The sequence below is a fragment of the Floccifex sp. genome, from assembly GCF_051873495.1.
Taxonomy (GTDB): Bacteria; Bacillota_I; Bacilli_A; order Erysipelotrichales; family Erysipelotrichaceae; genus Floccifex.
The window spans coordinates 1-23,959 of record NZ_JBJEEX010000127.1 but is presented as its reverse complement, the minus strand read 5'-3'; the positions used below and the strand labels follow the sequence as shown (position 1 = coordinate 23,959).

At 31.9% G+C, this 23,959-nt stretch carries 26 protein-coding genes, 3 tRNA genes and 1 pseudogene; 11 read left to right on the top strand and 19 right to left on the bottom strand.

The features are described 5' to 3' along the window. Nucleotides 1–245, top strand: a pseudogene (locus ACI313_RS08460) (MATE family efflux transporter); the annotation flags it as partial. A 35-nt stretch (nucleotides 246–280) separates the two neighbouring features. On the opposite strand, the gene ACI313_RS08455 reads toward ACI313_RS08460, so the two are convergent. The 8 genes from ACI313_RS08455 to carB all read right to left on the bottom strand — a co-directional run bounded on the left by ACI313_RS08455 (nucleotide 281) and on the right by carB (nucleotide 8,752). Further along, nucleotides 281–562: a hypothetical protein gene (locus ACI313_RS08455; RefSeq protein WP_320607629.1), complete on the bottom strand. Its 282-nt coding sequence runs from the start codon at nucleotides 560–562 to the stop codon at nucleotides 281–283. A gap of 19 nt (nucleotides 563–581) precedes the next feature. Next, nucleotides 582–1,016 (bottom strand): hypothetical protein, encoded by a 435-nt coding sequence (locus ACI313_RS08450; RefSeq protein WP_439755768.1) that lies wholly within the window; start codon nucleotides 1,014–1,016, stop codon nucleotides 582–584. Between the two features lie 403 nt (nucleotides 1,017–1,419). Further along, nucleotides 1,420–1,821 carry a large conductance mechanosensitive channel protein MscL gene (gene mscL, locus ACI313_RS08445; protein ID WP_320608051.1) on the bottom strand — a complete coding sequence of 134 codons (402 nt, stop codon included), beginning with the start codon at nucleotides 1,819–1,821 and terminating at the stop codon, nucleotides 1,420–1,422. A 4-nt stretch (nucleotides 1,822–1,825) separates the two neighbouring features. Continuing rightward, entirely contained in the window at nucleotides 1,826–2,845 is a 1,020-nt protein-coding gene (gene galE / locus ACI313_RS08440) for a UDP-glucose 4-epimerase GalE (protein WP_439755767.1), read from the bottom strand. 4 nt (nucleotides 2,846–2,849) lie between these two features. After that, on the bottom strand, nucleotides 2,850–3,356 hold the full coding sequence (locus ACI313_RS08435; protein ID WP_320608049.1) for a CpXC domain-containing protein: 507 nt from the start codon (nucleotides 3,354–3,356) through the stop codon (nucleotides 2,850–2,852). A 1-nt stretch (nucleotide 3,357) separates the two neighbouring features. After that, nucleotides 3,358–5,136: an aminopeptidase P family protein gene (locus tag ACI313_RS08430; RefSeq protein WP_320608048.1), complete on the bottom strand. Its 1,779-nt coding sequence runs from the start codon at nucleotides 5,134–5,136 to the stop codon at nucleotides 3,358–3,360. A gap of 59 nt (nucleotides 5,137–5,195) precedes the next feature. Then, nucleotides 5,196–5,387: a winged helix-turn-helix transcriptional regulator gene (locus ACI313_RS08425; RefSeq protein WP_320608047.1), complete on the bottom strand. Its 192-nt coding sequence runs from the start codon at nucleotides 5,385–5,387 to the stop codon at nucleotides 5,196–5,198. Nucleotides 5,388–5,542: 155 nt separating this feature from the next. Beyond that, a complete protein-coding gene (carB, locus tag ACI313_RS08420) occupies nucleotides 5,543–8,752 on the bottom strand; it encodes a carbamoyl-phosphate synthase large subunit (RefSeq protein WP_439755766.1) in 3,210 nt (1,069 codons plus the stop codon). Between the two features lie 118 nt (nucleotides 8,753–8,870). Between carB and ACI313_RS08415 the strand changes: the two genes are divergently transcribed. After that, nucleotides 8,871–8,957 (top strand) — tRNA-Leu (locus ACI313_RS08415). Nucleotides 8,958–9,058: 101 nt separating this feature from the next. Next, nucleotides 9,059–9,145, top strand: a tRNA-Leu gene (locus ACI313_RS08410). Nucleotides 9,146–9,201: 56 nt separating this feature from the next. Here ACI313_RS08410 and ACI313_RS08405 read toward each other — a convergent pair. Then, complete coding sequence (locus ACI313_RS08405; RefSeq protein ID WP_320608045.1) at nucleotides 9,202–9,405, bottom strand: hypothetical protein; 204 nt, start codon at nucleotides 9,403–9,405, stop codon at nucleotides 9,202–9,204. Nucleotides 9,406–9,409: 4 nt separating this feature from the next. Continuing rightward, nucleotides 9,410–9,955: a GNAT family N-acetyltransferase gene (locus ACI313_RS08400; protein WP_439755765.1), complete on the bottom strand. Its 546-nt coding sequence runs from the start codon at nucleotides 9,953–9,955 to the stop codon at nucleotides 9,410–9,412. Nucleotides 9,956–10,085: 130 nt separating this feature from the next. On the opposite strand from ACI313_RS08400, the gene deoC reads away from it, so the two are divergent. Genes deoC through ACI313_RS08370 form a run of 6 tightly spaced genes read left to right on the top strand, consistent with a single transcriptional unit; the run spans nucleotide 10,086 to nucleotide 15,146 of the window. Continuing rightward, a complete protein-coding gene (gene deoC / locus ACI313_RS08395) occupies nucleotides 10,086–10,763 on the top strand; it encodes a deoxyribose-phosphate aldolase (RefSeq protein ID WP_320608043.1) in 678 nt (225 codons plus the stop codon). Beyond that, nucleotides 10,760–11,686, top strand: coding sequence for a class I mannose-6-phosphate isomerase (locus tag ACI313_RS08390; RefSeq protein ID WP_320608042.1), 927 nt, complete (start codon nucleotides 10,760–10,762; stop codon nucleotides 11,684–11,686). The genes deoC and ACI313_RS08390 overlap by 4 nt, the downstream gene beginning before the upstream one ends. After that, nucleotides 11,683–12,549 carry an SDR family oxidoreductase gene (locus ACI313_RS08385; protein ID WP_439755764.1) on the top strand — a complete coding sequence of 289 codons (867 nt, stop codon included), beginning with the start codon at nucleotides 11,683–11,685 and terminating at the stop codon, nucleotides 12,547–12,549. The genes ACI313_RS08390 and ACI313_RS08385 overlap by 4 nt, the downstream gene beginning before the upstream one ends. Continuing rightward, nucleotides 12,549–12,968 (top strand): C-GCAxxG-C-C family protein, encoded by a 420-nt coding sequence (locus ACI313_RS08380; RefSeq protein WP_320608040.1) that lies wholly within the window; start codon nucleotides 12,549–12,551, stop codon nucleotides 12,966–12,968. The genes ACI313_RS08385 and ACI313_RS08380 overlap by 1 nt, the downstream gene beginning before the upstream one ends. Before the next feature lie 36 nt (nucleotides 12,969–13,004). Beyond that, nucleotides 13,005–14,189, top strand: coding sequence for a phosphopentomutase (locus ACI313_RS08375; RefSeq protein ID WP_439755763.1), 1,185 nt, complete (start codon nucleotides 13,005–13,007; stop codon nucleotides 14,187–14,189). 45 nt (nucleotides 14,190–14,234) lie between these two features. Then, a complete protein-coding gene (locus tag ACI313_RS08370) occupies nucleotides 14,235–15,146 on the top strand; it encodes a hypothetical protein (RefSeq protein ID WP_439755762.1) in 912 nt (303 codons plus the stop codon). A gap of 741 nt (nucleotides 15,147–15,887) precedes the next feature. On the opposite strand, the gene ACI313_RS08365 is transcribed toward ACI313_RS08370, so the two are convergent. The 5 genes from ACI313_RS08365 to infC all read right to left on the bottom strand — a co-directional run bounded on the left by ACI313_RS08365 (nucleotide 15,888) and on the right by infC (nucleotide 19,232). Continuing rightward, nucleotides 15,888–16,787 (bottom strand): DUF2812 domain-containing protein, encoded by a 900-nt coding sequence (locus tag ACI313_RS08365; RefSeq protein ID WP_320607731.1) that lies wholly within the window; start codon nucleotides 16,785–16,787, stop codon nucleotides 15,888–15,890. A 2-nt stretch (nucleotides 16,788–16,789) separates the two neighbouring features. Then, nucleotides 16,790–18,016: an aminopeptidase gene (locus tag ACI313_RS08360; protein WP_439755761.1), complete on the bottom strand. Its 1,227-nt coding sequence runs from the start codon at nucleotides 18,014–18,016 to the stop codon at nucleotides 16,790–16,792. 70 nt (nucleotides 18,017–18,086) lie between these two features. Further along, complete coding sequence (gene rplT, locus ACI313_RS08355; protein WP_320607733.1) at nucleotides 18,087–18,446, bottom strand: 50S ribosomal protein L20; 360 nt, start codon at nucleotides 18,444–18,446, stop codon at nucleotides 18,087–18,089. 21 nt (nucleotides 18,447–18,467) lie between these two features. Beyond that, nucleotides 18,468–18,662 (bottom strand): 50S ribosomal protein L35, encoded by a 195-nt coding sequence (gene rpmI / locus ACI313_RS08350; protein WP_320607734.1) that lies wholly within the window; start codon nucleotides 18,660–18,662, stop codon nucleotides 18,468–18,470. 21 nt (nucleotides 18,663–18,683) lie between these two features. Beyond that, nucleotides 18,684–19,232: a translation initiation factor IF-3 gene (gene infC / locus ACI313_RS08345; RefSeq protein WP_320607735.1), complete on the bottom strand. Its 549-nt coding sequence runs from the start codon at nucleotides 19,230–19,232 to the stop codon at nucleotides 18,684–18,686. A 221-nt stretch (nucleotides 19,233–19,453) separates the two neighbouring features. Between infC and ACI313_RS08340 the strand changes: the two genes are divergently transcribed. Then, nucleotides 19,454–19,529 (top strand) — tRNA-Lys (locus ACI313_RS08340). An 80-nt stretch (nucleotides 19,530–19,609) separates the two neighbouring features. On the opposite strand, the gene ACI313_RS08335 is transcribed toward ACI313_RS08340, so the two are convergent. From ACI313_RS08335 to ACI313_RS08320, 4 genes are read right to left on the bottom strand one after another with little or no spacing between them, the layout of a single operon-like run. Beyond that, nucleotides 19,610–19,924 (bottom strand): PTS lactose/cellobiose transporter subunit IIA, encoded by a 315-nt coding sequence (locus ACI313_RS08335; RefSeq protein ID WP_320607736.1) that lies wholly within the window; start codon nucleotides 19,922–19,924, stop codon nucleotides 19,610–19,612. Nucleotide 19,925: 1 nt separating this feature from the next. Then, nucleotides 19,926–20,228 (bottom strand): PTS sugar transporter subunit IIB, encoded by a 303-nt coding sequence (locus tag ACI313_RS08330; protein WP_320607737.1) that lies wholly within the window; start codon nucleotides 20,226–20,228, stop codon nucleotides 19,926–19,928. Nucleotides 20,229–20,240: 12 nt separating this feature from the next. Continuing rightward, the gene (locus ACI313_RS08325; RefSeq protein ID WP_439755760.1) at nucleotides 20,241–21,551 is read right to left on the bottom strand and encodes a PTS sugar transporter subunit IIC; all 1,311 of its coding nucleotides are present in this window, start codon (nucleotides 21,549–21,551) and stop codon (nucleotides 20,241–20,243) included. Between the two features lie 9 nt (nucleotides 21,552–21,560). Next, the gene (locus ACI313_RS08320; protein ID WP_439755759.1) at nucleotides 21,561–22,979 is read right to left on the bottom strand and encodes a glycoside hydrolase family 1 protein; all 1,419 of its coding nucleotides are present in this window, start codon (nucleotides 22,977–22,979) and stop codon (nucleotides 21,561–21,563) included. A 211-nt stretch (nucleotides 22,980–23,190) separates the two neighbouring features. On the opposite strand from ACI313_RS08320, the gene ACI313_RS08315 reads away from it, so the two are divergent. Further along, nucleotides 23,191–23,907, top strand: a complete 717-nt coding sequence (locus ACI313_RS08315; RefSeq protein WP_320608718.1) for a GntR family transcriptional regulator — start codon at nucleotides 23,191–23,193, stop codon at nucleotides 23,905–23,907. The last annotated feature ends 52 nt before the right edge of the window (nucleotides 23,908–23,959 follow it).

Here is a 23,959-nt window from a genome sequence, read left to right as displayed (position 1 = left end):
GTTTTTGTTTCATGGCCTTCCAATTCTGTGGACAAAGTACCTTTCAAGCTTTAGGATGTGCCAAACGAGCCATTTTCTTTTCTTTATTACGAAAAGCAATCATCGTTATTCCTTTAACTATTCTTTTACCAAAAGTGATGGGTATAAACGGTGTATTTTGGGCAGAACCGATTTCTAATCTAATCGGTGGTCTTGCTTGTTTTATAACGATGTACATAACTGTATATCGTAAATTACCTATTTAAAAAGGCATGGAGGAAAGACCATGCCTTTGTTCTATCTACTTGTTGAATTCTTCACGTGCTTGTTCAACGCTAATCGCATTCTCATCTGTTTCACTATTATATTCTACACGTGTTCCATCTTCTTTAATTAGTGTCGCTTCTCCTTGTAAGTATCCACCATCAGGCATTTCAATTACTTTCATATCTTTATTCATTGTACTAAAGCAATCACTAACACCAGCTGTAGAATCTTTTTCTGATGCATTGACAATAGTTGGAACCATTGCACAAACACATACAAACAATGCGAATACACTTAATAATTTAACTTTTTTCATAGTTTATCTTCCTTTCACATTAAATATTTTGAACTTTATAATAAGTTCCGGCAATTGGATTATAAGTATAGTAAACATGAGCTAGAGTGGCTTTATTAATATATTTGGATACACCATTATAAATTGGATCTCCTTGAATTGTGCCATGCAAAGTACTATAAGCTTGATCTATACTTCCAACTCTTCTATCATCAACATATGTTGTCCATAATAAATAATATCCCGTATCTGGACGAGGAGAGAACATATATCCTGATAATCTCCAACCTGAACCACTAAATTTACTTGATGTATATTCTGCACCAGGTCCCAAGACTATTGTTTCTGATGGTAAAGTTGTTCCTCTTGGTTCGATTAATTCAGATTTTTCCGATAACAAATCTACTACAACTTTTTCTTTGACTTCTTTAACTGAGATTGCGTTTTCATCAGTTTCACTGTTTAACGATTCCAAAACAACATTCACATCATCTGAAGGAGCTATATAAGCTTCCCCAAATAAGTATCAACCGTTTTCCATTTCTAGAACCTTATCTTCATCATCTAAATCATCAAACATACTCTACGCGATTTCATTTGCCTCATCATTAGATAAAACTTCCTTATCTTGAGCTGAGATAGGCATGATAGGAAATGCAACAAAACAAATAAATAATAGACTTAATGCTTTTCTTAAACTGACATAAATTATAGTTTCCCACCTCTTTTCTAAATAGTTATTTATAGCAAGCTTAATATATAATTTTTATAACACAGTTTTAAAAAACAAGTGAATTACATTAATGATATTGGTTAAATTAAATCTATTAATTCATAAAAAAAACTAGATGAATCAAGTCAATTCATCTAGTTTTTCATTATTTATTTTCTTTTAATAAATCTCTAATTTCTTCTAATAATTCAATTTGAGGATCCTTAACAGGTGCTTGTTCTACTGTCTCTTCTTCTTTTTGTCCCATTGTTGCGATTTTGTTTAATACCTTCATGATTGTGAAAATCACAAAAGCCATGATAATGAAGTTGATAACCGCTCCAATAAAATCACCAATTAAAATTCCTTCTGATGCTCCTGGTAAAGGAATAACCCATCCTAGACCATTAGCTGGGTTTCCTAAAATAGCTAAAATAGGATTAATAATATCGGTTGTGAATGAGGCAACTAATCCTGAAAAGGCTCCCCCAATCAAAACCCCAATTGACATATCGACAATATTTCCACGAAATGCGAACTTCTTAAATTCTTCAATAAACTTTTTCATATTCTTATTTTCCTTCATATCCATTTGGATTCATTGTTTGCCATTTCCAGCTACTACTAACCATATCATTTAAATCATATTCAGCTTGCCATCCAAGTTCTTCTTTAGCTTTATCACATTTTGAATAACACGTTGCAATATCTCCTGGTCGTCTTGGTTTTATTTGATATGGTATTTTTTTATTACATACTTTTTCAAAAGCATGAATAACATCTAGTACACTATATCCATTACCTGTTCCAAGATTATATATTTTACACCCTGCATGTTCTTTAATTTTTTCTAAAGCTTTTACGTGACCTCTAGCTAAATCTACGACATGAATATAGTCTCTTACTCCAGTTCCATCTGGTGTATCATAGTCATTTCCAAACACACCCACACATTCTAATTTTCCAATCGCAACTTGACTAACATATGGAATCAAGTTATTTGGTATTCCTTTAGGATCTTCACCAATTAGACCACTTTCATGTGCTCCAATTGGATTAAAATAACGAAGTAAAATTACATTCCATTCCGGATCTGCAACGTGTAAATCACTTAGAATTTGTTCTAACATCCACTTCGTCCATCCATATGGATTTGTGCACTGTCCTTTAGGACATTGTTCCGTTATAGGAATCTGTGCCGGATTTCCATATACAGTTGCACTACTTGAAAAAATTATATTCTTAACATCATGTTTTTTCATAGCTTTGACTAATGATAGAGTACCCGAAATATTATTTTCATAATATTCTAGTGGTTTCGATACACTTTCTCCTACAGCTTTTAAACCTGCAAAGTGAATCACCGCATCAATTTGTTCTTTATCAAAGATTTGATCTAAAGCATCAAAATCTAAAATATCATTTTCATAGAATGTGATTTTTTTATTTGTGATTTGTTCAACTCTTTCGATTGCTTTTATACTTGAATTATATAAGTTATCTACAACAATAACTTCATATCCATTATTTAATAATTCCACACAAGTATGAGAACCAATATAACCAGCTCCACCTGTTACTAATATTTTCATGCTTTCACCTCGTATCTATATTATCATATACATTTTCAATTTCATATTCTTTTAAAATTAAAGCAACTTGTTCATCTCTAATTTTAAACCAAAGGCAATGATTATCATCATCATAGTCCATAAATTCTACATTGCATTGATATTTATTTTTCATTTGATTAAGTTTTGCAAGAACAAATTTTAGATTTAACTGACGTGAATATACTTTGTATGCCAATAAAAATTGCTTAGCATTTCGGGTGCGTATTACTTTTTCATTGGGTGGTAAATTAGTGAATTCTTTTTGATTTGATAAAATGATTATATATTTTTTAATTGGATCCCGGTACATAAATGGATGCAGTAAATAAAATGGATTAAAACATTTTTGACAAACATGGGTAAAATATGTTCCATCTTCCAATCTTTGATCAATCACTGAATTCATTCTAGCAATAACAAATGTATCACGTTTTATCTCAAAAACATGTCCACAATGTGGACATGTTACTTGAATCATTCTTTCTTTCATATTAAAGTGGTTTACAAATTTCTTTTAACCAAGCTTTTTCTTCTTCATTTAAACCAAATGAAACTTTATTATAACATTCTTGTTGATACCAGTTAAACCATTCAATTTCATCTGCTGTCATTAAAGAAGCATCGATTCCATCACGATCAAATGGTACCCAAGTCAAACATTCAAAATGCATAAATTGACCATAAAAGTTTTTATTTCCTTTTACAACAACATATTCATTTTCATGTCTTACTCCTAATTTTCCTTCAATATAAACACCTGGTTCATTACTTTGAAGCATTCCTTCTTCTAATACACAAGCATCATTTCTTTCAGGTACAATACGCCATCTAAATCCATTAGGACTTTCATGAACATTTGATAAATGCCCTACTCCATGTCCTGTTCCACATTGATAATCCATATCGCAGTCCCATAATGGTCCACGAGATAAAATATCTAGATTATATCCATGACATCCATACAAGAAATTAGCTTTGGCTAAACGAATATGAGAGCGCATTGCTTTTGTGAACCAATATTTTTCTTCTTCTGTAGCTTCACCAAGAACAAAAGTACGTGTAATATCAGTTGTTCCTTCATAATAGTGTCCACCACTATCAACTAAGAATAAACCTTCGTTTGTTAATTTGGCACAAGATCCTTCTTTAGCATGATAATGCATCATAGCAGCATTTTCTTTATAAGCAGGAATTGTCGCAAAAGAGTCTTCAATATAGTTTTCTTGTTCGGCACGAAGTGATGTCAATTTCTTAGAAGCACTGACTTCATCAATTTCCATTTTACCTACGTTTTTCTTTAACCAGTACATAAACTTAGTCATTGCTACGCCATCTTTAATGTGTGCCCATTTCGTATTTTCAAGTTCTACTTCATTTTTAATTGCCTTTAATAAAATGATTGGACTCATTTTAAGAACTTTTGTTTGTGTTAAAGACATTGCGATTCGTGAGTTACAGCTAGTTGGATCCAATAAAACAGGTCCATTCATTTTTAATACATCTTCATAAATTTGATTGTAATCACATACTGTCACATTAGCTTCTTCACATTTTTGTCGACTCACTTCATCAAATCGACTTTGATTAATGTATAAATAAGCATTATCCATTGTTACCATCGCATAAGACATTGGTAAAGGTACATTTTCAATATCACAAGCACGAATATTATATAGCCATGCTACTTCATCAATCTTAGTAATGACATACGTATGAGCGTGTTCTTTTTCCATTTCTTTTCGTACCATATCAAGTTTTTGGCTAATTGTACGGCCAGAATATTTTTCATCATAATAGAAAGTCTTGGCATGAGGCATTTCAGGACGGTTTGTCCATACTTGACTAACTAAATCAAGATTCACTTTTAAGTTTAATCCTGCATATTCAAAAGCACTTTGATATTTTAAAGCGTCATTATAGCTAATTGTTCTTCCATCAAAACCAACGTTTTGTCCTTTTGTAAGATTAGAAACAATATATTCTTCAATAGAAGGAACACCTTCTTGACCTTGTTTCATTAAATCAATACCAGAATCTTTTAATTCATTTTCAGCTTGAATAAAATAACGTCCATCTGTCCATAAAGCAGCTTTTTCTTCTAATACAACAAGTACACCTGCACTTCCTGTAAATCCTGAAAAATACTTACGTGCTGCAAAATAATCCGCAACGGTTTCCGTATCATGGAAATCACTTGTTGGAATAATAAAAGCTTGAACGTCTTCTTTTTTCATTTCATTTCTTAAAGCAATCATTTGTTGTGAAATCATATAACATCCTTCTTTCTACAGAAAAGTGTACAACAAATTACATCTTCTGTCATATTTTTTTAGTTTGAAATAATTTCAACTTTACAATTTTCTAATTCAATTCCTCCATTAATTCCTGTAACAGATTGAAATTGAAAACCAGCAGCTTCTAATTCTTTTCTATATTCTCTAATATTACGAACATTGGTATCCAATTCTTTTGCCAATTCAATAGATGTCATTTTTCCATTTTTACTTAATAAAATAAGCATTTTTATACATTTTCCACAACGAGTCATATTATCTTAAATACATTTTTTTAAATGTATTTCCTCCTTTTCTTTTTACAAGATTAGGATACATTTTTAATTGACATAATACATGTCAATTAAAAATGCTCTTACCAAAATAAGAGCATTTTTAAAAACTATTTAATATGTTTATGATATTCCTGTAAAGACATTACATCATGACGACCATGAATCTTAATTTCACGAATTCCTTGTAAACTTGCTTTAGCTGCTGCCATATTTGTTACATATGGAATATGCATCTTAATAGCCGATTTACGAATATAACTATCATCATGAACACTTTGTTTTCCACCTGGTGTATTAATTACTAAACTAATTTCACCATTTGTGATTAAGTCTTCAACATTAGGACGTCCTTCTGACATCTTATTAACAAATTGAACTGGAATATTATGTTCACGGATCATTTTACAAGTATTGCCTGTTGCCACTAATTCGAAACCAGCATCGTAATATCCTTGTGCTAAAGGAATTAATTCATCTTTGTCACGATCATTAATTGAAATCAAGACTTTTCCTTTTGTTGGAAGTTGTGTTTGTGTTCCTTCAATAGCTTTGAAATAAGCTTCTCCAAAAGAATGACCTAATCCTAATACTTCTCCTGTTGAACGCATTTCAGGACCTAAAACAGGATCGACTTCTGGGAACATATTAAATGGGAATACAGCTTCTTTAACTCCAACATGAGGAATTACTTTTTCTTTTAATGATGGTACCGGTGATTCATTTCCAGTTAATGGGCAAGTTACAATTTCTGTAGCTAATCTAACCATGTTAACATTACATACCTTTGAAACTAGTGGTACAGTACGACTTGCTCTTGGATTTGCTTCAAGAACATACACTTTGTCATCAGCAATGGCATATTGCATGTTCATTAATCCGCGTACATTCATTTCTTTAGCAATCTTCTTTGTATATTCTTTAATTGTTTCTAAATGACGGAAAGGAATATTTTGGCTTGGTAACATACAAGCTGAATCTCCAGAGTGAATTCCAGCCAATTCAATGTGTTCCATAACAGCTGGTACAAACACATTTTCTCCATCACTAATCGCGTCCGCTTCACATTCCAATGCATTTGATAAGAAACGGTCAATTAAAATAGGACGATCTGGTGTTACTCCAACAGCAGCTGCCATATATTCTTTTAAATCATTGTCATCATAGACAACTTCCATTCCTCTTCCACCAAGTACATATGAAGGACGAACCATCAATGGATAACCAATTCGTTTTGAAATTGCTAATGCTTCTTCAACATTAACAGCCATTCCTGATTCAGGCATTGGAATACCTAATTTTTCCATCATACCATTGAATAAATCACGATCTTCGGCCATATCGATTGTTTCTGGTGTTGTACCAAGAATATTTACTCCATTTTTCTTTAGATCATTTGCTAAATTCAATGGTGTTTGACCACCGAATTGAGCTATAACACCTAATGGCTTTTCTTTTTCATGAATACTCAATACATCTTCAAGTGTTAAAGGTTCAAAATACAATTTGTCTGATGTGTCATAGTCAGTAGACACTGTTTCAGGGTTACAGTTGACAATAATTGTTTCAAATCCTAATTTCTTTAACGACAAGGCTGCGTGTACACAACAATAGTCAAATTCAATTCCTTGTCCAATACGGTTTGGACCACCACCTAAAATCATAACTTTAGGTTTATCTGACACTACATCATGGTCTTCGGCATTATATGTAGAATAGTAGTATGCATTATCTTTTGTACCTGAAACGTGTACTGGTTGCCAAGTTTGAACAATTCCATTTTCAATTCTTTGTTTACGAATTGAGTCTTCTGATACATTTAAAATTTGTGATAAGTATTTATCCGAGAATCCATTTTGTTTAGCGTGACGCAATACATCAACTGGAAGTTGATCATATTTTACAAGTTCTTGTTCTTCATCAACTAATTCTTTCATTTGTTCAATGAAATATGGCTTAATCTTAGTTAAATTATGTAATTCTTCAACTGTAGCACCTTTACGTAATGCTTCATACATAACGAATTGGCGATGACTAGTAGGTACATGAAGTTCATTTAATAATTCTTCTTTCGTATAAGAATCATATTGTTTAAAATGTCCTAGACCATAGCATCCAGTTTCAAGTGAACGAATTGCTTTTTGGAAAGCTTCTTTATATGTTTTTCCAATAGCCATTACTTCACCAACCGCACGCATTTGCGTTCCTAATTCATCTTTGGCTCCTTTGAACTTTTCAAAAGCCCAACGTGCAAATTTGATTACTACATAATCTCCATCAGGTACATATTTATCTAATGTACCATATTTACCACATTCAATTTCATCTAAAGTTAAACCAGCTGCTAACATACTTGAAACAAGTGCAATTGGGAATCCAGTTGCTTTAGAAGCAAGTGCAGATGATCTTGATGTACGTGGATTGATTTCAATAACACAAATTCGATCTGTTTTTGGATCATGTGCAAATTGAACGTTTGTACCACCAATGACATTAATGGATTCAACAATACGGAAGGCCATATCTTTTAAGCGGTCTTGTACTTCTTGTGAAATAGTCAACATTGGAGCAGAGCAAAATGAATCTCCAGTATGAACACCCATTGGATCAATGTTTTCAATAAAACAAATAGTGATCATGTTGTTCTTCGCATCGCGTACTACTTCAACTTCTAATTCTTCCCAACCAAGAATTGATTCTTCAATAAGACATTCATGAACTAAACTTGCTTGTAGACCACGGGCAACAACAGTTTTAAGCTCTTCAACGTTATAAACAAGGCCACCTCCGGCTCCTCCCATTGTATAAGCAGGACGAATAACGACTGGATATCCAAGTTTAGAAGCAATTTCAACTGCTTGATCAACGGTATTCGCAATCTCTGAACGTGCCATTTCAATTCCTAAAGCATCCATAGATTGTTTAAACGCAAGACGGTCTTCACCTTTTTCAATGGCATCAACTTTAACACCAAGAACTTCTACATCATACTTTTCTAAAACACCTGCTTGACTTAATTCTGAACACAAGTTCAAAGCAGATTGTCCTCCTAAGTTAGGAAGCAAAGCATCTGGTCTTTCTTTTTCGATAATTTGTGTTAATCGATCTACATTTAATGGTTCAATATAAGTCACATCGGCAGTATCTGGATCTGTCATAATTGTAGCAGGATTGGAATTCACTAAAACAATTTCATATCCCAATTTTTTTAGTGCTTTACAAGCTTGCGTACCTGAGTAGTCAAATTCTGCTGCCTGTCCAATAATTACAGGTCCAGAACCAATAACTAAAATTTTGTTTATGTCTTCTCTTTTTGGCATACTTAATCTCCTATTTATTTACTTATATTATACAGAAAACAGAACAAAACTAAAAAAAAATTTATTAAAATTTTATTTGCTTTTAAAAAATAATTAGTATATACTATTAAAGTCAGTTGGGGTCGTGGCGGAATAGGCAGACGCAACGGACTTAAAATCCGTTGGTGGTAACACCGTGAGGGTTCAAGTCCCTCCGTCCCCACCATTTTGATTGAAACAAGCGAAAGCTTGTTTTTTATTTTATTAAATTATTTTCAATTTATATTTGCAATTCTAAAATAATCATGTATAATGATTAAGTCAGTTGGGGTCGTGGCGGAATAGGCAGACGCAACGGACTTAAAATCCGTTGGTGGTAACACCGTGAGGGTTCAAGTCCCTCCGTCCCCACCATTTTGATCAGAACAAGCGAAAGCTTGTTTTTTTATTTATATACAAAAAAATTGAAGCTATTTCACTTCAATTTTTGCATTTCGAATATGTTTTAAATATTTATCAACATCTTTGATTTGATAATCTTCTAAAATTTGATTTAACGCTGAAACTAAATCTTTAATCGTTTCCGTTAATTTTTCTATAATATTCGATTGTTTATTTTTTAAATAAGCAATATATAAAGCCTCTAATATCGCAATAATCCCAATTGCCATCATAAAATCACTTCCTTAACAATTCTGTAATTACATTCCAATCTTGTTCAACTTCTTGTTCTGATTTATTTTTTGTTTCTCCCAAAAAAGGTGTGAACCCCATTCGATTCAATAATTTAATTTCTTCCAAGGCCTGCGTATTCACTTTCGCACATAAAGGATATCTTGTTTTCATACGATCAAATTGTTTACAAATACGTGAAACCATTGCCCTTCCAATTCCCTTATGTTGATGTGCTTCTTTAACAGCCACAAAAGCCAAATACAAACACGCGTCTTCATCTTGGCAAAGACTTGCACAAGCAACAAGTTCATGTTGATATTCTACTAGTACACAATGTTCTTTAAATATCGTTCTTTGTGCTTGCATAATTTGATCTATATTAAAATTTACATTTAGTTCATCAAGTAATTTTTGTACTTTATCTTGATGTTGGTTTGTAAAAGAAACATATTGATACCCTTCAGGAAGATTCATTTCTTTTAAAATTGTTTTTTTAGGAATAATCATTTCTGCATCTATTGAAGGAATAGCTAAATTTACTTTTGACATACATGCCTCCTATGACTGAAAGTATACTAAACTTTTATAAAAAAGCAAATTTTCGTTTCTTTTAAATGTTATAACATTTTCTTGCTTTTTTTATTTTTTTGTCTTAAAATAACCACGGAGGCTAAAACATATGAATAAAAAAGAACTTGCAAAATATTTTGATCACACTTATTTAAAACCATATGCGACAAATGCAGATTTAAAAAAATTATGTGATGAAGCTAAAGAAATTGGTGCATGTATGGTAGCTATCAATACAACATGGACTAAGTTTTGTAAAGAACAATTAAAAGATACAGACATTCATGTCGGAGCAGCTATTTCCTTTCCTTTAGGACAAGCAGGTTTAGCAAGTAAGATAGCGGAAACCAAAATTGCCATTGCTAATGGTGCAGATGAAATAGACTATGTCATTGATATTGGCCAAGCTAAAATGGGTAATTGGAATTATATCAAAGAAGAAATGGAAGCCATTGTTAGTATTTGTAAAGAACACAATGTGATTAGTAAAGTAATATTTGAGAATTGCTACTTAACAAAAGAAGAAATTCGTCAAGTTGCCTTAATCGCCAAAGAAGTACGTCCTGATTTCATTAAAACATCTACAGGATTTGGAACAAGTGGTGCAACTGTTGAAGATGTAAAATTAATGGTTGAAACAGTAGAAGGACAAGTCAAAGTAAAAGCTGCCGGAGGAATCCGTGACTGGGCTACATGTAAAGCAATGATTGAAGCTGGGGCTAGTCGCATTGGTACTTCAAGTAGTCTTGTGATTTTAGAACAATTTGAAAAGGAGAATCAACAATGAAACCTTTGCTTTTAGAACCAATTCCAGATTATACAATTTGGGGTGATAATCATATTTCTAAAGCACGTGGATATGATAAAAATTATGGAACATGGTGGGAAGTCTCAGCACATCCTTATTGTACAAATAAAATTCGAAATTTAGAAAACACGACTCTTCAACAAGTAATCGACAATGACCCAGATAACATTCTAGGTCATGGATATACTCTACATGAAATGCTTCGTGTTGCGTATTTAGACGCCAAAGATGCGCTAAGCATTCAATGTCATCCATATGATGAATATGCTCTTAAAACAAGTAACGACTATGGAAAACACGAAAGTTGGTATATAGTCGATGCCCTTCCTGGTGCAACATTAGTAGCTGGTACCAAAACAAATGATAAAGAAGTCATTCGTAATGCTGTTGAAAATGGAACGCTTGAACAATATCTAAATTATATTCCTGTAAAAAAAGGTGATTATGTCATTATTCCAATGGGAATGCTTCATGCTTTAGGAAAAGGAATCTGGGCAATTGAAGTTGGTACTAATTCCAATACAACATATCGTTTCTACGATTATAATCGTAAAGATGCCAATGGAAATGGACGTCCTTTACATTTAAAAGAATCATTTGATGTTACAGATTTTAACTTACAACCTACTTTTGTGCCTGCTAATAATAAAACACATCAATTAGGTGATACACCTTATTATATTGTTGATGAATTATATCTTGAATCCGATACCGTCATCGAAACAAAAGACTCTTATTTTTTATTGTCTAATATGGGAGATGATGCGATAATTATGTGGGAAAATGAAACAATTGTTTTACCTAAATATGATTCTATGTTTGTTCCATATAATGCCAAACAAATCACGATTAAACAAGGATCCCATTTACTTTATTCTCGCCCTAAGAAAGGAACACTATGAAAACAATTTTAGTTACTGGTAGTAATGGTTATTTAGCTAGTTTTGTTATGAAAGAGCATCCTGAATTCAATTACATTAAAATGACTCGTAAAGATGCCGATTTTTCGAATCCAGATCAAGTTGAAGCATTTTTAAAGACAGTACAATTCGATGTTTGTTTTCATACAGCTGCAAACGCAACGACTGCCCTATGCGAAGAAAATCCTGAATTAGCTCATAAAATTAATGATGAATCAACTCAAAAGATCATCGATGCTTGTAAACAAAACAATGCTCGTTTAATTTTTAGTGGAACTGAACAATCATTTAACGGAAAAGAAAATAGAGGTCCATTTAAAGAAGATGAACCTTTAAAAGCTGTTACTGTATATGGTCAAAATAAACTTGAATGTGAACAACTTATTCAATCACAATTAGATGACTATTTAATTTTACGATATTCATGGCAAATGGGTTTATCTCAACCTGGTTTAAAAGCTAGTCCAAACATAATAAAAAATGTAATGGATGCACTAATTAAAGGTTGTCCAACTAAATTTACAGTCAATGAAAAACGTTGTTTAACCTATGCCAAACATATTGCTAGTCAATTTGATAAGATTATGAAACTTCCAACAGGTGTTTATCATTGTGCAAGTTCAAATTCTCTTTCAACTTATGAATCAGCAAAATATATTGCCAAAAAATTGAATTGTTCACAAGAAACAATTGATAAAATCATTTTACCAAACAATGATCGATACACGGATCGTTTCCGAGACTATCGCCTAGATAATACAAAAATTCAATCATATGGTATTGTGTTTGGAACGTTTGAAGAAGATGTCGATGCAATTTTAAAAGATTATGGATGGTGCAAATAATGAATTTACAAGATGTTACTAGAAAATATTACACAGAACAAAACTATAACTGTTCAGAAACTTTATTACATGCATGTAATGAATATTATGGCTTAAATCTTAAAGAAGACGATATGAAACTAGTTTCTGGTTTTGGTGGAGGTATGTTTGTTGGTTCTACGTGTGGAGCCCTTATTGGATGCGTTGCTGCTCTTTCCAAAAAAATCATTGAAACAAAAGCTCATGAACAAATTGATACAATCCGTCCTGCTATTCAAAAATGCGTTATTAATTTCAAAAAAGAATTAAACGCTACGAATTGTAGTGAAATTAAACCTCATTTTCATTCAAAAGAAACAGGATGTCTTAATACTTGTTTACATGCTGCTAAGGCCATGGAACAGACAATGGATGAATTAGGAATTAAGAGTGCTTTATAGTAAGCGCTCTTTTTTTATTTGTGATACAATAGCTCTATGAAATATAAAAGAATATTTACAATTGTTATTGATTCATTTGGTGTAGGAGCTATGTACAATGCAAAAGAATATGGAGATGAAGGAACAAATACTTTTGCCCACATAGATCAGAACATGAATCCATTTATGATTCCAAATTTAATGAAACTTGGTCTTGGACAAATCCAAAAATCTGTCCATGCCCAAATCGATGAACATCCAATGGGATATTATGGAAAAATGAATGAGCTTAGTGTCGGAAAAGACACTATGACTGGTCATTGGGAAATGATGGGATTGCACATAACAGAGCCGTTTATTACTTTCGAGCACTTCCCTGATGAATTAATACATGAACTTGAAACCAAAACAGGTCACATTGTCATTGGAAATAAGGCAAGTAGTGGTACTCAAATTTTGGAAGAACTTGCAGATGAAGAAATCAATTCAAATTCAAAGAAAATGATTGTTTATACTTCTGCTGATTCCGTTCTACAAATTTGTGGAAATGAACAAACAATGGGATTAGATGAATTATATCGTTGTTGTCAAATAGCACGAGATATCACAATGAAACCAGAATGGAAAGTAGGTCGTATTATTGCTCGTCCTTATGTAAAAGAAAATGGAAAATTCATTCGTACCAGCAATCGACATGACTATGCTTTAAGTCCAATTGGAAAAACCGCATTAGATGTATTAAAAGAAAATGATTTTGATGTTATTGGTATTGGTAAAATCAACGATATTTTTAATGGACATGGCATTAGCGAAAGTTTACATTCTAATTCTTCTGTTCATGGTATGGAACAAACCCTTGAAATTATGAAAAAAGATTTTACTGGTCTTTGTTTTGTGAACTTAGTTGATTTCGATGCTAAATGGGGTCATAGACGTAATCCAATTGGTTATGGTAAAGAATTAGAGTCTTTTGATGTTTTATTGGGACAAGTTTTAAATGATCTTCGTGATGATGACTTACTAATCATCACAGCTGATCACGGAAATGATCCATGTCATACAGGAACGGATCATACTAAAGAAATGGTTCCATTAATGGTATATTCAAAATCTATGGTTGCATCAAATGCTCTTCCAATACAGGATTCTTTTGGAACAATTGGAATGACAATTTTAGATAATTTTGGTTTGAAACCTCTTAAAAATCATGTTGGACATTCAATTTTAAATAATTTAATGTAACTTTTTTGAAACAAATGTTATAATTTATCCTATGAGGTGAATAAAATGAGAATTGCTTATTTGGTATTATATACCGAAAAAAACTTTGAGGAAATTACAGAAAACTTAGATAAAATTCTTGATGCAGGAGACGATGCATATGTCATGATTAACGATGCTGATTTGCGTGATGAAGTCTTTTTAGCCTATGCAGATGAACCACGTTTACATGTATCTACTAAACAAGATTCTGCCTTGCCTGCTGATTTATCAACTCCTAGAGGTTTTATATGCCAAATCGAAGAAGCATTGGATTACGAACAACAAGATGATTTTCAATACGATTATTTCATCACTTTAACAGATGGTATGCTTCCTTTAATTCATAAAGAACAAATGGATGCATTTTTAAAAGAACTTAACCACAAAGACTGTTATTATGAAATTACAAATTCAAATGAAAATAAAGAATTACAAGAACGTCTTGAACAATATGCCTTCTTTACAAATAGCTATGATTTCCAAAAATCAAAAATAATTCGTGGAATGAATAATATGACATCGAATATTGTCACTAAATTTAAGAAACGTGACATTGAAGACACTGTCTATTTGACATATCCATGGTTTATTTTAACACATGAAAGTGCGACAGCCTTAGCTGATAATAAAGCTTACTGTACAACAAATTTTATGATGTGCCAATATCCTGAAGAACTCGTATTTGGTACAATGTTACATAAATTTTCAAATGTTGAACATGTAAATAAAGATGTTTGGCTTATAGGTGAAACAAATTCATATCAACTAATGTCACCAGTAAAACCAGTCACTATGGATCAAATCATAAATAATAAAGATAAAATATTTGCTGGTAAAATTCATAGTGGTACGAATTTAGATGTATATCAAAATACATTTGATATTTATTGGCCAATTACTGAAGAAGACATTGAAGATTATAACCAACAACACTAAAAAGGTTCTTTAAATTCATGAGGTTCCAAAACATCATAGCCATTTATAAGCAAATCAAGGTGACCAAACTTTAGTGTGGTTTTCCCGTATTTAAAAAGCTCTGAAAAACACATATGCAAAGTGTGTATCAGAGCTTTTTTAGTAGTATTTAAAGATAAGAATGGTCATCAATCTAAAAACATCATGGATTTTAAAGGTTCATACCATCCTCATCCAATTTTAAATATTCCGTAAATTACAGTAGGATTAAGTTATCTTTTTTTGTGTGTTTAAGTATTGCTTTTTTTACGTTCTAATGTATTTTAAAGATAGAATTAAACAATTATTACAATCGAAAGGAGCATCAAATGAATTCTAAATCTAAGTTTTTCTATAATATAGACATATTACTTGTTGTGATTTTATTTTTGTATCTCTGTTTTAAATATAAAATTATTTGGATTGTATTCATTTCTTTAATATATGTTGGCTTTAGAATCTTATTATTTCAATGTGTAGATCATACAGATTCTAAATTTGGATTTCTTTATTATGTTGATTTTGTGATTATTACCCTTATATTAACGTATCAATGTTCTACATCCGAGTTACCTTGGATTATAGTGATGCCTCCTATTTATATATATTTTAGATCAGCATTGTACAGATCTATAAAAAAAATTAAAGGGTAACTGGAATTTTGACAAACAAAGAAGCTCTAAAAAGTATATGTGTAAAGTAAAAAATAGCAGGATTGTCCCGCTATTTTTTTCTTCTTTTCTTTACTTTTTTATCGGAAAGTGACTGCTCCATCGTATTCCAATCTGTATCTAATTGTTGTTGTGTTTGCGAATAATCTGGTTCATTTTGAGAACGAATAAAATCATCTCTTTCCTTTAATCTTAATCTTGTTTTTAATTTATTAACAGCACGTTTACACAAAGTTAAATGATAAGCATAAACAAAGAATAAAATTAAAGAAATCAATAAAATAATACCACTCGCAATCAAAGCCTCTAAGAATCCATTGATTTTAAAGGTCATGAAAATAGTAACCCCACAAATGGCCATAACAACAAAATATAAAAACATAGTCGAACGATATGAATTAGCTTGTCGTTTAAATAAATTAAATTTTTCTAAATCATTATCAATTGTCTTTTTATATTCACCAAATCCCAATTCATTGCGAACAAGGAACCATCCTGCTTCATGATTTTTCTTACCAGGACGTTGAGCCATTAAAGTCCATCCTTCTTTTTCCCATTCTTGCCATTGGTCATGACTCGGATCATCAACAAAGTAAATCAATTGATAGTAATAATCTTTAGGAGCACTTTGTCTAAAATAATATTTATTTCCGTTTGCTTTTATAAAATGATAACCATCACGAGATTTCTTTTCTAGATATGATTCTTCTTTTTCATATTCCGTAATATAGAACTTTTTCTTTTCATAGAAAACATCTCCTGTCATGTCTTCATCTATTTCATATTCAATATTTGCTTGTTCTTCTTGTGGTTGAACTACCGGTGTATCCATGACAAAAGAATCAACAGATTGACTTGTTTCAATGTCTTGTTGGGATTCAAAAGGAGCGATATCCTCTAAAGCTTCGTTCACTTCTTTTTTCGAACGTTTTAAAACTCGTTTCTCAGCCATTGTTAATCCTCCTCAAATAAATAAGAATAGTTTCCATTTTCAAAAATTGGAACTTCTTTTCCATCTTTACAAGTGGCAATTATACTTAAATCACTTGTACCTATCATAAAGTCAACATGAGTTAGAGAATCATTCAATCCCAATTCCATTAATTCACTTTGTGATTTTTCAAGTCCTCCTTCAATGCATTCCGCAAAAGAAGACCCTAAAGCCAAATGGCAAGCAGCATTTTCATCAAATAACGTTTCATAGAAAATTATCTTTGTATTTTGAATTGGTGAATCATATGGAACAAGAGCAACTTCACCTAAATAACGTGCATTTTCATCAATAGATAAAATACTTTCGAGAATTTCTTTTCCTTTTGATGCTCCAAAATCAACGACTTTTCCATTTTCAAAAGTAAACCAGAAATCTTCAATCATACTTCCATTATAGCAAAGAGGTAAAGAAGCGACTACCTTCCCGTTCGCACTTAAACGATCGGGTGATGTAAATAGTTCTTCAGTTGGAATATTTGGAAAATAATAAACTCCATTGATTAATGTTGAGCCTCCGCCCATAAATACATAATGATCTGGAAGCTTAATAGTAAAATCAGTTCCCAATGAATTTTTATAGTGCAGAGATTCAATATGTAAATTATTTATTACATTCATTTTATGAATAAATGACTGTTTGTGTTTTTGCCAATTTTGATTAACGTCAGCATCAACACGACATACATCAAAAATCGTATTCCATAACTTTTCCAGTGCATTATCACATTCTGGATAGACTTTTTCAGCCCATTTTTTTGTTGCAACAGCAGCAATGCACCATGAATTTCTCATGAAGAAACGACCATCACGACATTCTTTTGTAGCTTCGTTTTTAGCTTTAGAAAAAGCCGCAATTTTATTAGCATCGATATCATTCATACATTCTGGATCATCACCAATTAAATATAAATAACAAGCGCCTTGACGAGCTGTCGAATTATACATCAAAGCATCATATTCTGGATACTTATTCCATTGTTCTATACTTCTATTTAAATAACGTGTATGATTTAATATTTCGTCTTCATATCGGACAACTACATCATCGGCTCCTCTTTCAAAAGCAAACTCTCCGATATATCTTACTAGTTCATAGGCTTCAATAGGAGCTTGTATGACAACAATTTGGTTTTCTTGAACATTTAACCCAGATTCAACGATTAATTGAGCATATTGTTTTAATTTCATATTTTCCTCCTGAATTAACTGTTAAATTATACCAAATTAATAAAAAAAAAGGAATCATTTCGATTCCTTATTAAGCATTTAAGCAAGCTTTAGCTTCGTCACATAATTTAGTGAAGCTAGCTGCATCATGGATAGCCATTTCAGATAACATTTTACGGTTGATATCGATATTAGCTAATTTTAACCCGTGCATTAAACGAGAATATGATAAACCGTTCATACGAGCTGCTGCGTTGATACGAGCAATCCATAATTTACGCATATTTCCTTTTAATTTACGACGGTCATTGTAAGCATACTTGAATGAATGCATTACTTGTTCATTTGCTGTTTTGTATAATGTATGTTTAGAACCAAAGTATCCCTTAGCTAATTTTAAAACACGTTTTCTTCTAGCACGAGAAACTGTTCCACCTTTTACTCTAGCCATTTCTTATTCCTCCTATTTTTCTTATTTAACTAACATATTTTTAATACGTTTGTAGTCAGTAGCATGTACCGTAGATGGTTTAGCTAAATGACGTCTTTGTTTTTTAGTTTTTCCGTGGAAACGGTGTGATGTATAAGCGTGAGATCTTTTTAATTTTCCAGAACCAGTCTTTTTAACACGCTTAGCTAGTCCTCTGTGACTTTTCATTTTAGGCATAGTCTTTTCCTCCTTACCTGATTACTTTTTCTTTGGTGCCAACACAGTTGACATCGTATTTCCTTCTAACGAAGGTTTCTTTTCAACAACGGCAATTTCAGCCAATTCTTGAATAAAATTGTTCATGATTTCTCGACCAACTTCTTGACGAGTCATCATACGACCACGGAATCGCATATCAATCTTAACTTTCATCCCCGATTGAATCCAATTTTTCGCATGTTTAACTTTTGTTTCAAAATCATGTGTATCAATGATTGGCGATAAACGAAGTGATTTAATTTCAACCACGTGTTGTTTTTTCTTAGCTTCTTTTTCTTTCTTTTGTTGTTGGAAATGATATTTTCCATAATCCAAGATCTTACAAACTGGTGGTTTTGCTTTGGCAGCAACACATAATAAATCTAAATTTTGACTATAAGCTAACTCTAAAGCAGCTTTTTTTGACATAACGCCCATTTGTTTTCCATCTGAATTGATTACAACCATTTCTTTAAATGGAATTTTCTCATTGAATAAATCTTCATTCACATTATTTGGGGCTACTCTTCTGTTATTGATATTCGACACCTACCTTCTCAAAAAAAATGGGCACGCTAAACGCACCCATAACTAACTTGCTCTAATTGGCATTTACCCATGTTTCAATAAACATCAGGTGAGAAGTGGTGCTTCTAGCTTTCCATTGCCTAATTATATTATCATTTTAGTTTATTATTGTAAAGAGTTTTTTTATAACTTTTTTATTGCAAATACATAATCAATGTGATAATATATTTAAGCAATCAATTGGACTCTTAGCTCAGTTGGCAGAGCAACTGACTCTTAATCAGTGGGTCTAGGGTTCGAATCCCTAAGAGTCCACCATTTGATCAATACTCCTGAAAAGGAGTTTTTTTATGACTTCTATTTAAAAAAGGCCAGAATCTAAATTCTGACCTTTAATTTTATGCATCTAATTTTTTATACAATTCAATCATTTCTTCTGCTAGTAATTTAGCCATTTCTGCACTAGCCATTTGATCTTCTGCATGAAGTAACAATAATGAGAATTCTGTTTTTTGTCCTCCAGCTTCTTTTTGAATCAATTCTGCGTGGACTTTATGTGCATCTACAAAATAATTTTCTGCATCTTCCATTAATTTAGATGCCCCTTCATAATCTTTTTCTTTTGCTTTCTGAATTGCATCTACATAACATGATTTTGCCATTCCACTATTGGAGATAATCTGAAAGCAAATCATTTCAAATTCTTCATTCATATTATTCACCTATGATTTTTAAAGCACCAGCTAAAACCTTTTTACCATCCATCATTCCATAATCTTGCATGTTGATAGCTTCTACCGGAATGGATCCAGCCATCTTTTTAACATTGTTTAGTTCATAACGAATTTGTGGCCCAAGTAAGATAATATCTGTATCTCCAAAATTCTTCTTTGCCTCTGTTAAAGATTTGGCTTCGACTTGCACATCCAATCCTTGTTTTTCAGCTTCTTGTTGCATTTTCTTAACTAAAATACTAGTAGACATCCCAGCATTACATACTAATAAAATTTTTTTCATATTCTTATTCTCCTATTCTTGTTCGATTTCTGCTTGTTTTTCAATAACTCTATCGTTAATTCTTACAAATGGAATATAAATCAATACACCCAAAATAATAACAACTAATTGACAAATTACTGCTCGCCAGTCACCTGCTGTTGCTAAGAAGGCACTTAATAAAGCTGGTGTTGTCCAAGGGACTAATGAAACGCATGGGCTGATTAATCCAAGTGTTGTTGCAAAGTAACTAATGATAATTCCTAAAGATGGAACTAAGATAAATGGAATTGCCATTGAAATATTATAAACAATTGGATAACCAAAAATAACTGGTTCATTAATATTAAAGATACCTGGCGCAAGAGCTAATTTAGCAACGTTCTTTGTCATTTTACTACGACCAACCAAGAAAGTTGCAATCAATAAACAAAGCGTACTTCCTGATCCACCAATTAATCCAAATGTCGTAACTTGCGAAACATTGATGATATTTGGAATGGCTTGTCCTGCATTAAAGGCAGCGATATTTTCTGTAATATTGATAATTAATAATGGTTCTAGAATTGAACTATAAATAACAGATTGGTGAATACCAAACAACCATAACAAGTTTCCTAATGAATAAAGGATAACACATCCCCATAAACCAGTTCCAATATGACGAAGTGGTTCTTGAATAAATGTTGTAATAATAGTGATTAAGTTCATTCCACTTAAGTTGAAGATCAATGCAGATACAAGAGCAAACGTTGATAATACAATGATAACTGGAATCAATACGTTGAATGATTTTCCAACTGCAGGAGGAACATTATCACCTAAGTTTACTTGAAGCTTTTTAACATGAGATACTTTAATAAACATTTCTGTTGCGAATAGAGCAATAATTACACCCGCAAACATTGCACCCGTTCCTAAATTTGCAAATGGTAATACTCCAGAAACACTAACTGCTTCACTCGCTCCATTGGCAATAACTTCTACTGTGTTTGGCATCATAGCAACTAAACAAGCCATTGAAATTAAAGCCGCAGCCATAGGGTTTTCAAATTCACGGTTAGTAGCTAAGCAATACCCGATAGCACCAGCAATCAACAATCCCGATACATTCAATGTTGCATTAGTAATAACAGTACCCCAATATTGAACTGCTGTTAATGTATCTCCTGAAAAGATCCATGTAAATACAGTATTATTTAACAATACAGCTAAACCAGCTAAGATATATAATGGCATCATTGTGGCAAATGCATCTCGTAAAGAACGAAGATGAATTTGATTTCCCAACTTAGCCGCAAACATTGTAAACTTTTCTACAAATTTTGAATTTTCTAATGACATATTATTTACCTATTCCACTTTCTGTTCTAAATCATAGACAAAACCATTATTTTTAGTTAAATCTAAATACCAGTAACCTGATTTTTTAATTTTTCTTTGTTGTGTTTTTAAATCAACAGCAATGAATCCATATCGATTCTTATAAGCATTATTCCAAGACCAGCAATCAAATGCTGTCCAAGCATGATATCCAAAACAATTACTTCCTTCTTTAATTGCTTTTTGAAGCCAAGCAAGATGTTCTTTGTAGAAATCAATACGATAATCATCTTCAATAAAACCATCAACTTGAGCAAATCTTTGTTCACCTTCAACGCCCATACCATTTTCTGATATATACCAAGGAATGTTTCCATAATTATTTTTAATATCCATCGCAATATCATAAATAGCTTTTGGATAAATTTCCCATCCACGGTATTTATTCATTCGACAATTTGGCATTTCATATTCTTCAAAATATTGATCTGGCATCCATGGTTCTTTAAATTGTTCTGGATGATCTTGTGCTTTAACACGTTTTGGATGATAGTAATTAACTCCTAGATAATCAACCGTTGATTTTTTAATTAAATCCAATTCCGCTTGTGAAGACTCCCATAGAACACCATCTTTATCAAGAACTTCAACTAACTTCTTAGGAAACTCTCCTTTAATGGCTGGTTCTAAGAATGATCGATTAAATAAATTTTCAGTGAATTCACTTGCATCTAAATCCTCTTGAGAATTGCTTCGAGGATATGCTGGAGTTAAGTTTAAGATAATTCCAATTTTTCCTTTTAAATTCATAGAACGATACAAAGAAATAACTTTCGCACTTGCAAGATTTATATTATAAATCACTTGCATTGCTTCCTTTCCTTTTCCTTTGTAGTTTGGATAATGGAATCCATATAAATAACCAGCTTCTGGAATTACCATTGGTTCATTAAATGTAGTCCAATATTCAATCTGGTTTCCATACAATTCGAAACATGCTTTTGCGAATTTCACAAACAAATCAACAACATGTTTACTTTCCCATCCTCCATATTCATCTAATAATTCTGCAGGTAAATCAAAGTGATGTAAGTTTAAAATTAAAGTAATATTGTTTTTCTTCGCTTCATCAATAATAGATTGATAAAACTTAGCACCATCAGGATCAACCTCGCCAGTTTCGAAATCTTTAATTAATCGTGACCATTGAATTGAAGTTCTAAATGAATTGAAGCCAATTTTTTTCATCAATGCGAAATCTTCTGGATAAGTATGATAGAAATCACTGGCAATATCAGGTCCAACTTGATCAAAGAAATCTTCTGGTTTGGTATGAAACCATCGGTCCATTACATTTTCATGTGCCTTTCCATAATTACCTTCTGTTTGAGGTCCACTTGAAGCAGCTCCCCACAAAAAGTTTTCTGGAAATTCTACGAATTTTTCCATTTCTCTTCTCCTTTCTTCTTATGTCTGTATTGTATACCTTAATTTTTTTGTCTAGACATATTTATATATTTATACATATTTTTAATAATATAAAATATGCATTTACTTATTTTTACATATTCTTAAATATTTTTTGTAAACATATTTGATATTTTTAGACAAATAGATATAATATATAGACATAGACAAATACAGAACAAAGGAAATGCTTATGGGATCAAAATATTTATCAATATACGAAACATTAAAAAAAAGGATAACCAATCATGATTATCCAGCTAATCAACAAATACCAAACGAAATTTCGTTATGCCAAGAATTTGATTGCAGTCGTATGACTATGAAAAAAGCTTTAGATTTACTAGTTCAAGAAGGATTATTGTATCGCAAACGCGGTCAAGGCTCTTTTGTCATGAGTCAGACTGGTCAATCAGATAAAAGAATTCAACTTCAAGAAAGAGAGTTATCTGGTTTAACAAGATCTTCCAAAAAACATCCGACTTCAAAAATAATCGAGTTTAAACTTTTATTTGCGGATAAGAAAAAAGCAAACATTTTAAATATAAATGAAAATGATCCAATCTATAAAATTGTTCGTCTTCGTTTAATCAATAATGAGCCCTATGTATTAGAAGAAACATACATGAGCACAACTTTAATTCCAGGTATTACTGAAGAAGTTTTAAATCATTCTGTTTATGACTATATTGAAAATACTCTTGGCTATCGCATTGCAAGTGCTCAGAAAACAACTCGTGCGGATGTAAGCAATGACATGGATCATAAATATCTTAACCTTAAGGATATTGAACCTGTTTTAGAAGTTGAACAAATTGCTTATTTAGATAATGGAATTCCATTTGAATATTCAATTTCAAGACATCGATACGACCTATTTGAATTTAATATTTTCTCTGTAAGACGCTAAAAGAGGATATAACAGTTAAGTGATTTGTCACTTGAAAAGAGTTATATCCTCT

Bases quoted from the DNA above. Each gene is read 5' to 3' on its own strand.
- ACI313_RS08455 (WP_320607629.1), bottom strand. From the start codon at position 562: ATGAAAAAAGTTAAATTATTAAGTGTATTCGCATTGTTTGTATGTGTT.
- mscL (WP_320608051.1), bottom strand. From the start codon at position 1,821: ATGAAAAAGTTTATTGAAGAATTTAAGAAGTTCGCATTTCGTGGAAAT.
- galE (WP_439755767.1), bottom strand. From the start codon at position 2,845: ATGAAAATATTAGTAACAGGTGGAGCTGGTTATATTGGTTCTCATACT.
- ACI313_RS08435 (WP_320608049.1), bottom strand. From the start codon at position 3,356: ATGAAAGAAAGAATGATTCAAGTAACATGTCCACATTGTGGACATGTT.
- ACI313_RS08430 (WP_320608048.1), bottom strand. From the start codon at position 5,136: ATGATTTCACAACAAATGATTGCTTTAAGAAATGAAATGAAAAAAGAA.
- ACI313_RS08425 (WP_320608047.1), bottom strand. From the start codon at position 5,387: ATGCTTATTTTATTAAGTAAAAATGGAAAAATGACATCTATTGAATTG.
- carB (WP_439755766.1), bottom strand. From the start codon at position 8,752: ATGCCAAAAAGAGAAGACATAAACAAAATTTTAGTTATTGGTTCTGGA.
- ACI313_RS08405 (WP_320608045.1), bottom strand. From the start codon at position 9,405: ATGATGGCAATTGGGATTATTGCGATATTAGAGGCTTTATATATTGCT.
- ACI313_RS08400 (WP_439755765.1), bottom strand. From the start codon at position 9,955: ATGTCAAAAGTAAATTTAGCTATTCCTTCAATAGATGCAGAAATGATT.
- deoC (WP_320608043.1), top strand. From the start codon at position 10,086: ATGAATAAAAAAGAACTTGCAAAATATTTTGATCACACTTATTTAAAA.
- ACI313_RS08390 (WP_320608042.1), top strand. From the start codon at position 10,760: ATGAAACCTTTGCTTTTAGAACCAATTCCAGATTATACAATTTGGGGT.
- ACI313_RS08385 (WP_439755764.1), top strand. From the start codon at position 11,683: ATGAAAACAATTTTAGTTACTGGTAGTAATGGTTATTTAGCTAGTTTT.
- ACI313_RS08380 (WP_320608040.1), top strand. From the start codon at position 12,549: ATGAATTTACAAGATGTTACTAGAAAATATTACACAGAACAAAACTAT.
- ACI313_RS08375 (WP_439755763.1), top strand. From the start codon at position 13,005: ATGAAATATAAAAGAATATTTACAATTGTTATTGATTCATTTGGTGTA.
- ACI313_RS08370 (WP_439755762.1), top strand. From the start codon at position 14,235: ATGAGAATTGCTTATTTGGTATTATATACCGAAAAAAACTTTGAGGAA.
- ACI313_RS08365 (WP_320607731.1), bottom strand. From the start codon at position 16,787: ATGGCTGAGAAACGAGTTTTAAAACGTTCGAAAAAAGAAGTGAACGAA.
- ACI313_RS08360 (WP_439755761.1), bottom strand. From the start codon at position 18,016: ATGAAATTAAAACAATATGCTCAATTAATCGTTGAATCTGGGTTAAAT.
- rplT (WP_320607733.1), bottom strand. From the start codon at position 18,446: ATGGCTAGAGTAAAAGGTGGAACAGTTTCTCGTGCTAGAAGAAAACGT.
- rpmI (WP_320607734.1), bottom strand. From the start codon at position 18,662: ATGCCTAAAATGAAAAGTCACAGAGGACTAGCTAAGCGTGTTAAAAAG.
- ACI313_RS08335 (WP_320607736.1), bottom strand. From the start codon at position 19,924: ATGAATGAAGAATTTGAAATGATTTGCTTTCAGATTATCTCCAATAGT.
- ACI313_RS08330 (WP_320607737.1), bottom strand. From the start codon at position 20,228: ATGAAAAAAATTTTATTAGTATGTAATGCTGGGATGTCTACTAGTATT.
- ACI313_RS08325 (WP_439755760.1), bottom strand. From the start codon at position 21,551: ATGTCATTAGAAAATTCAAAATTTGTAGAAAAGTTTACAATGTTTGCG.
- ACI313_RS08320 (WP_439755759.1), bottom strand. From the start codon at position 22,979: ATGGAAAAATTCGTAGAATTTCCAGAAAACTTTTTGTGGGGAGCTGCT.
- ACI313_RS08315 (WP_320608718.1), top strand. From the start codon at position 23,191: ATGGGATCAAAATATTTATCAATATACGAAACATTAAAAAAAAGGATA.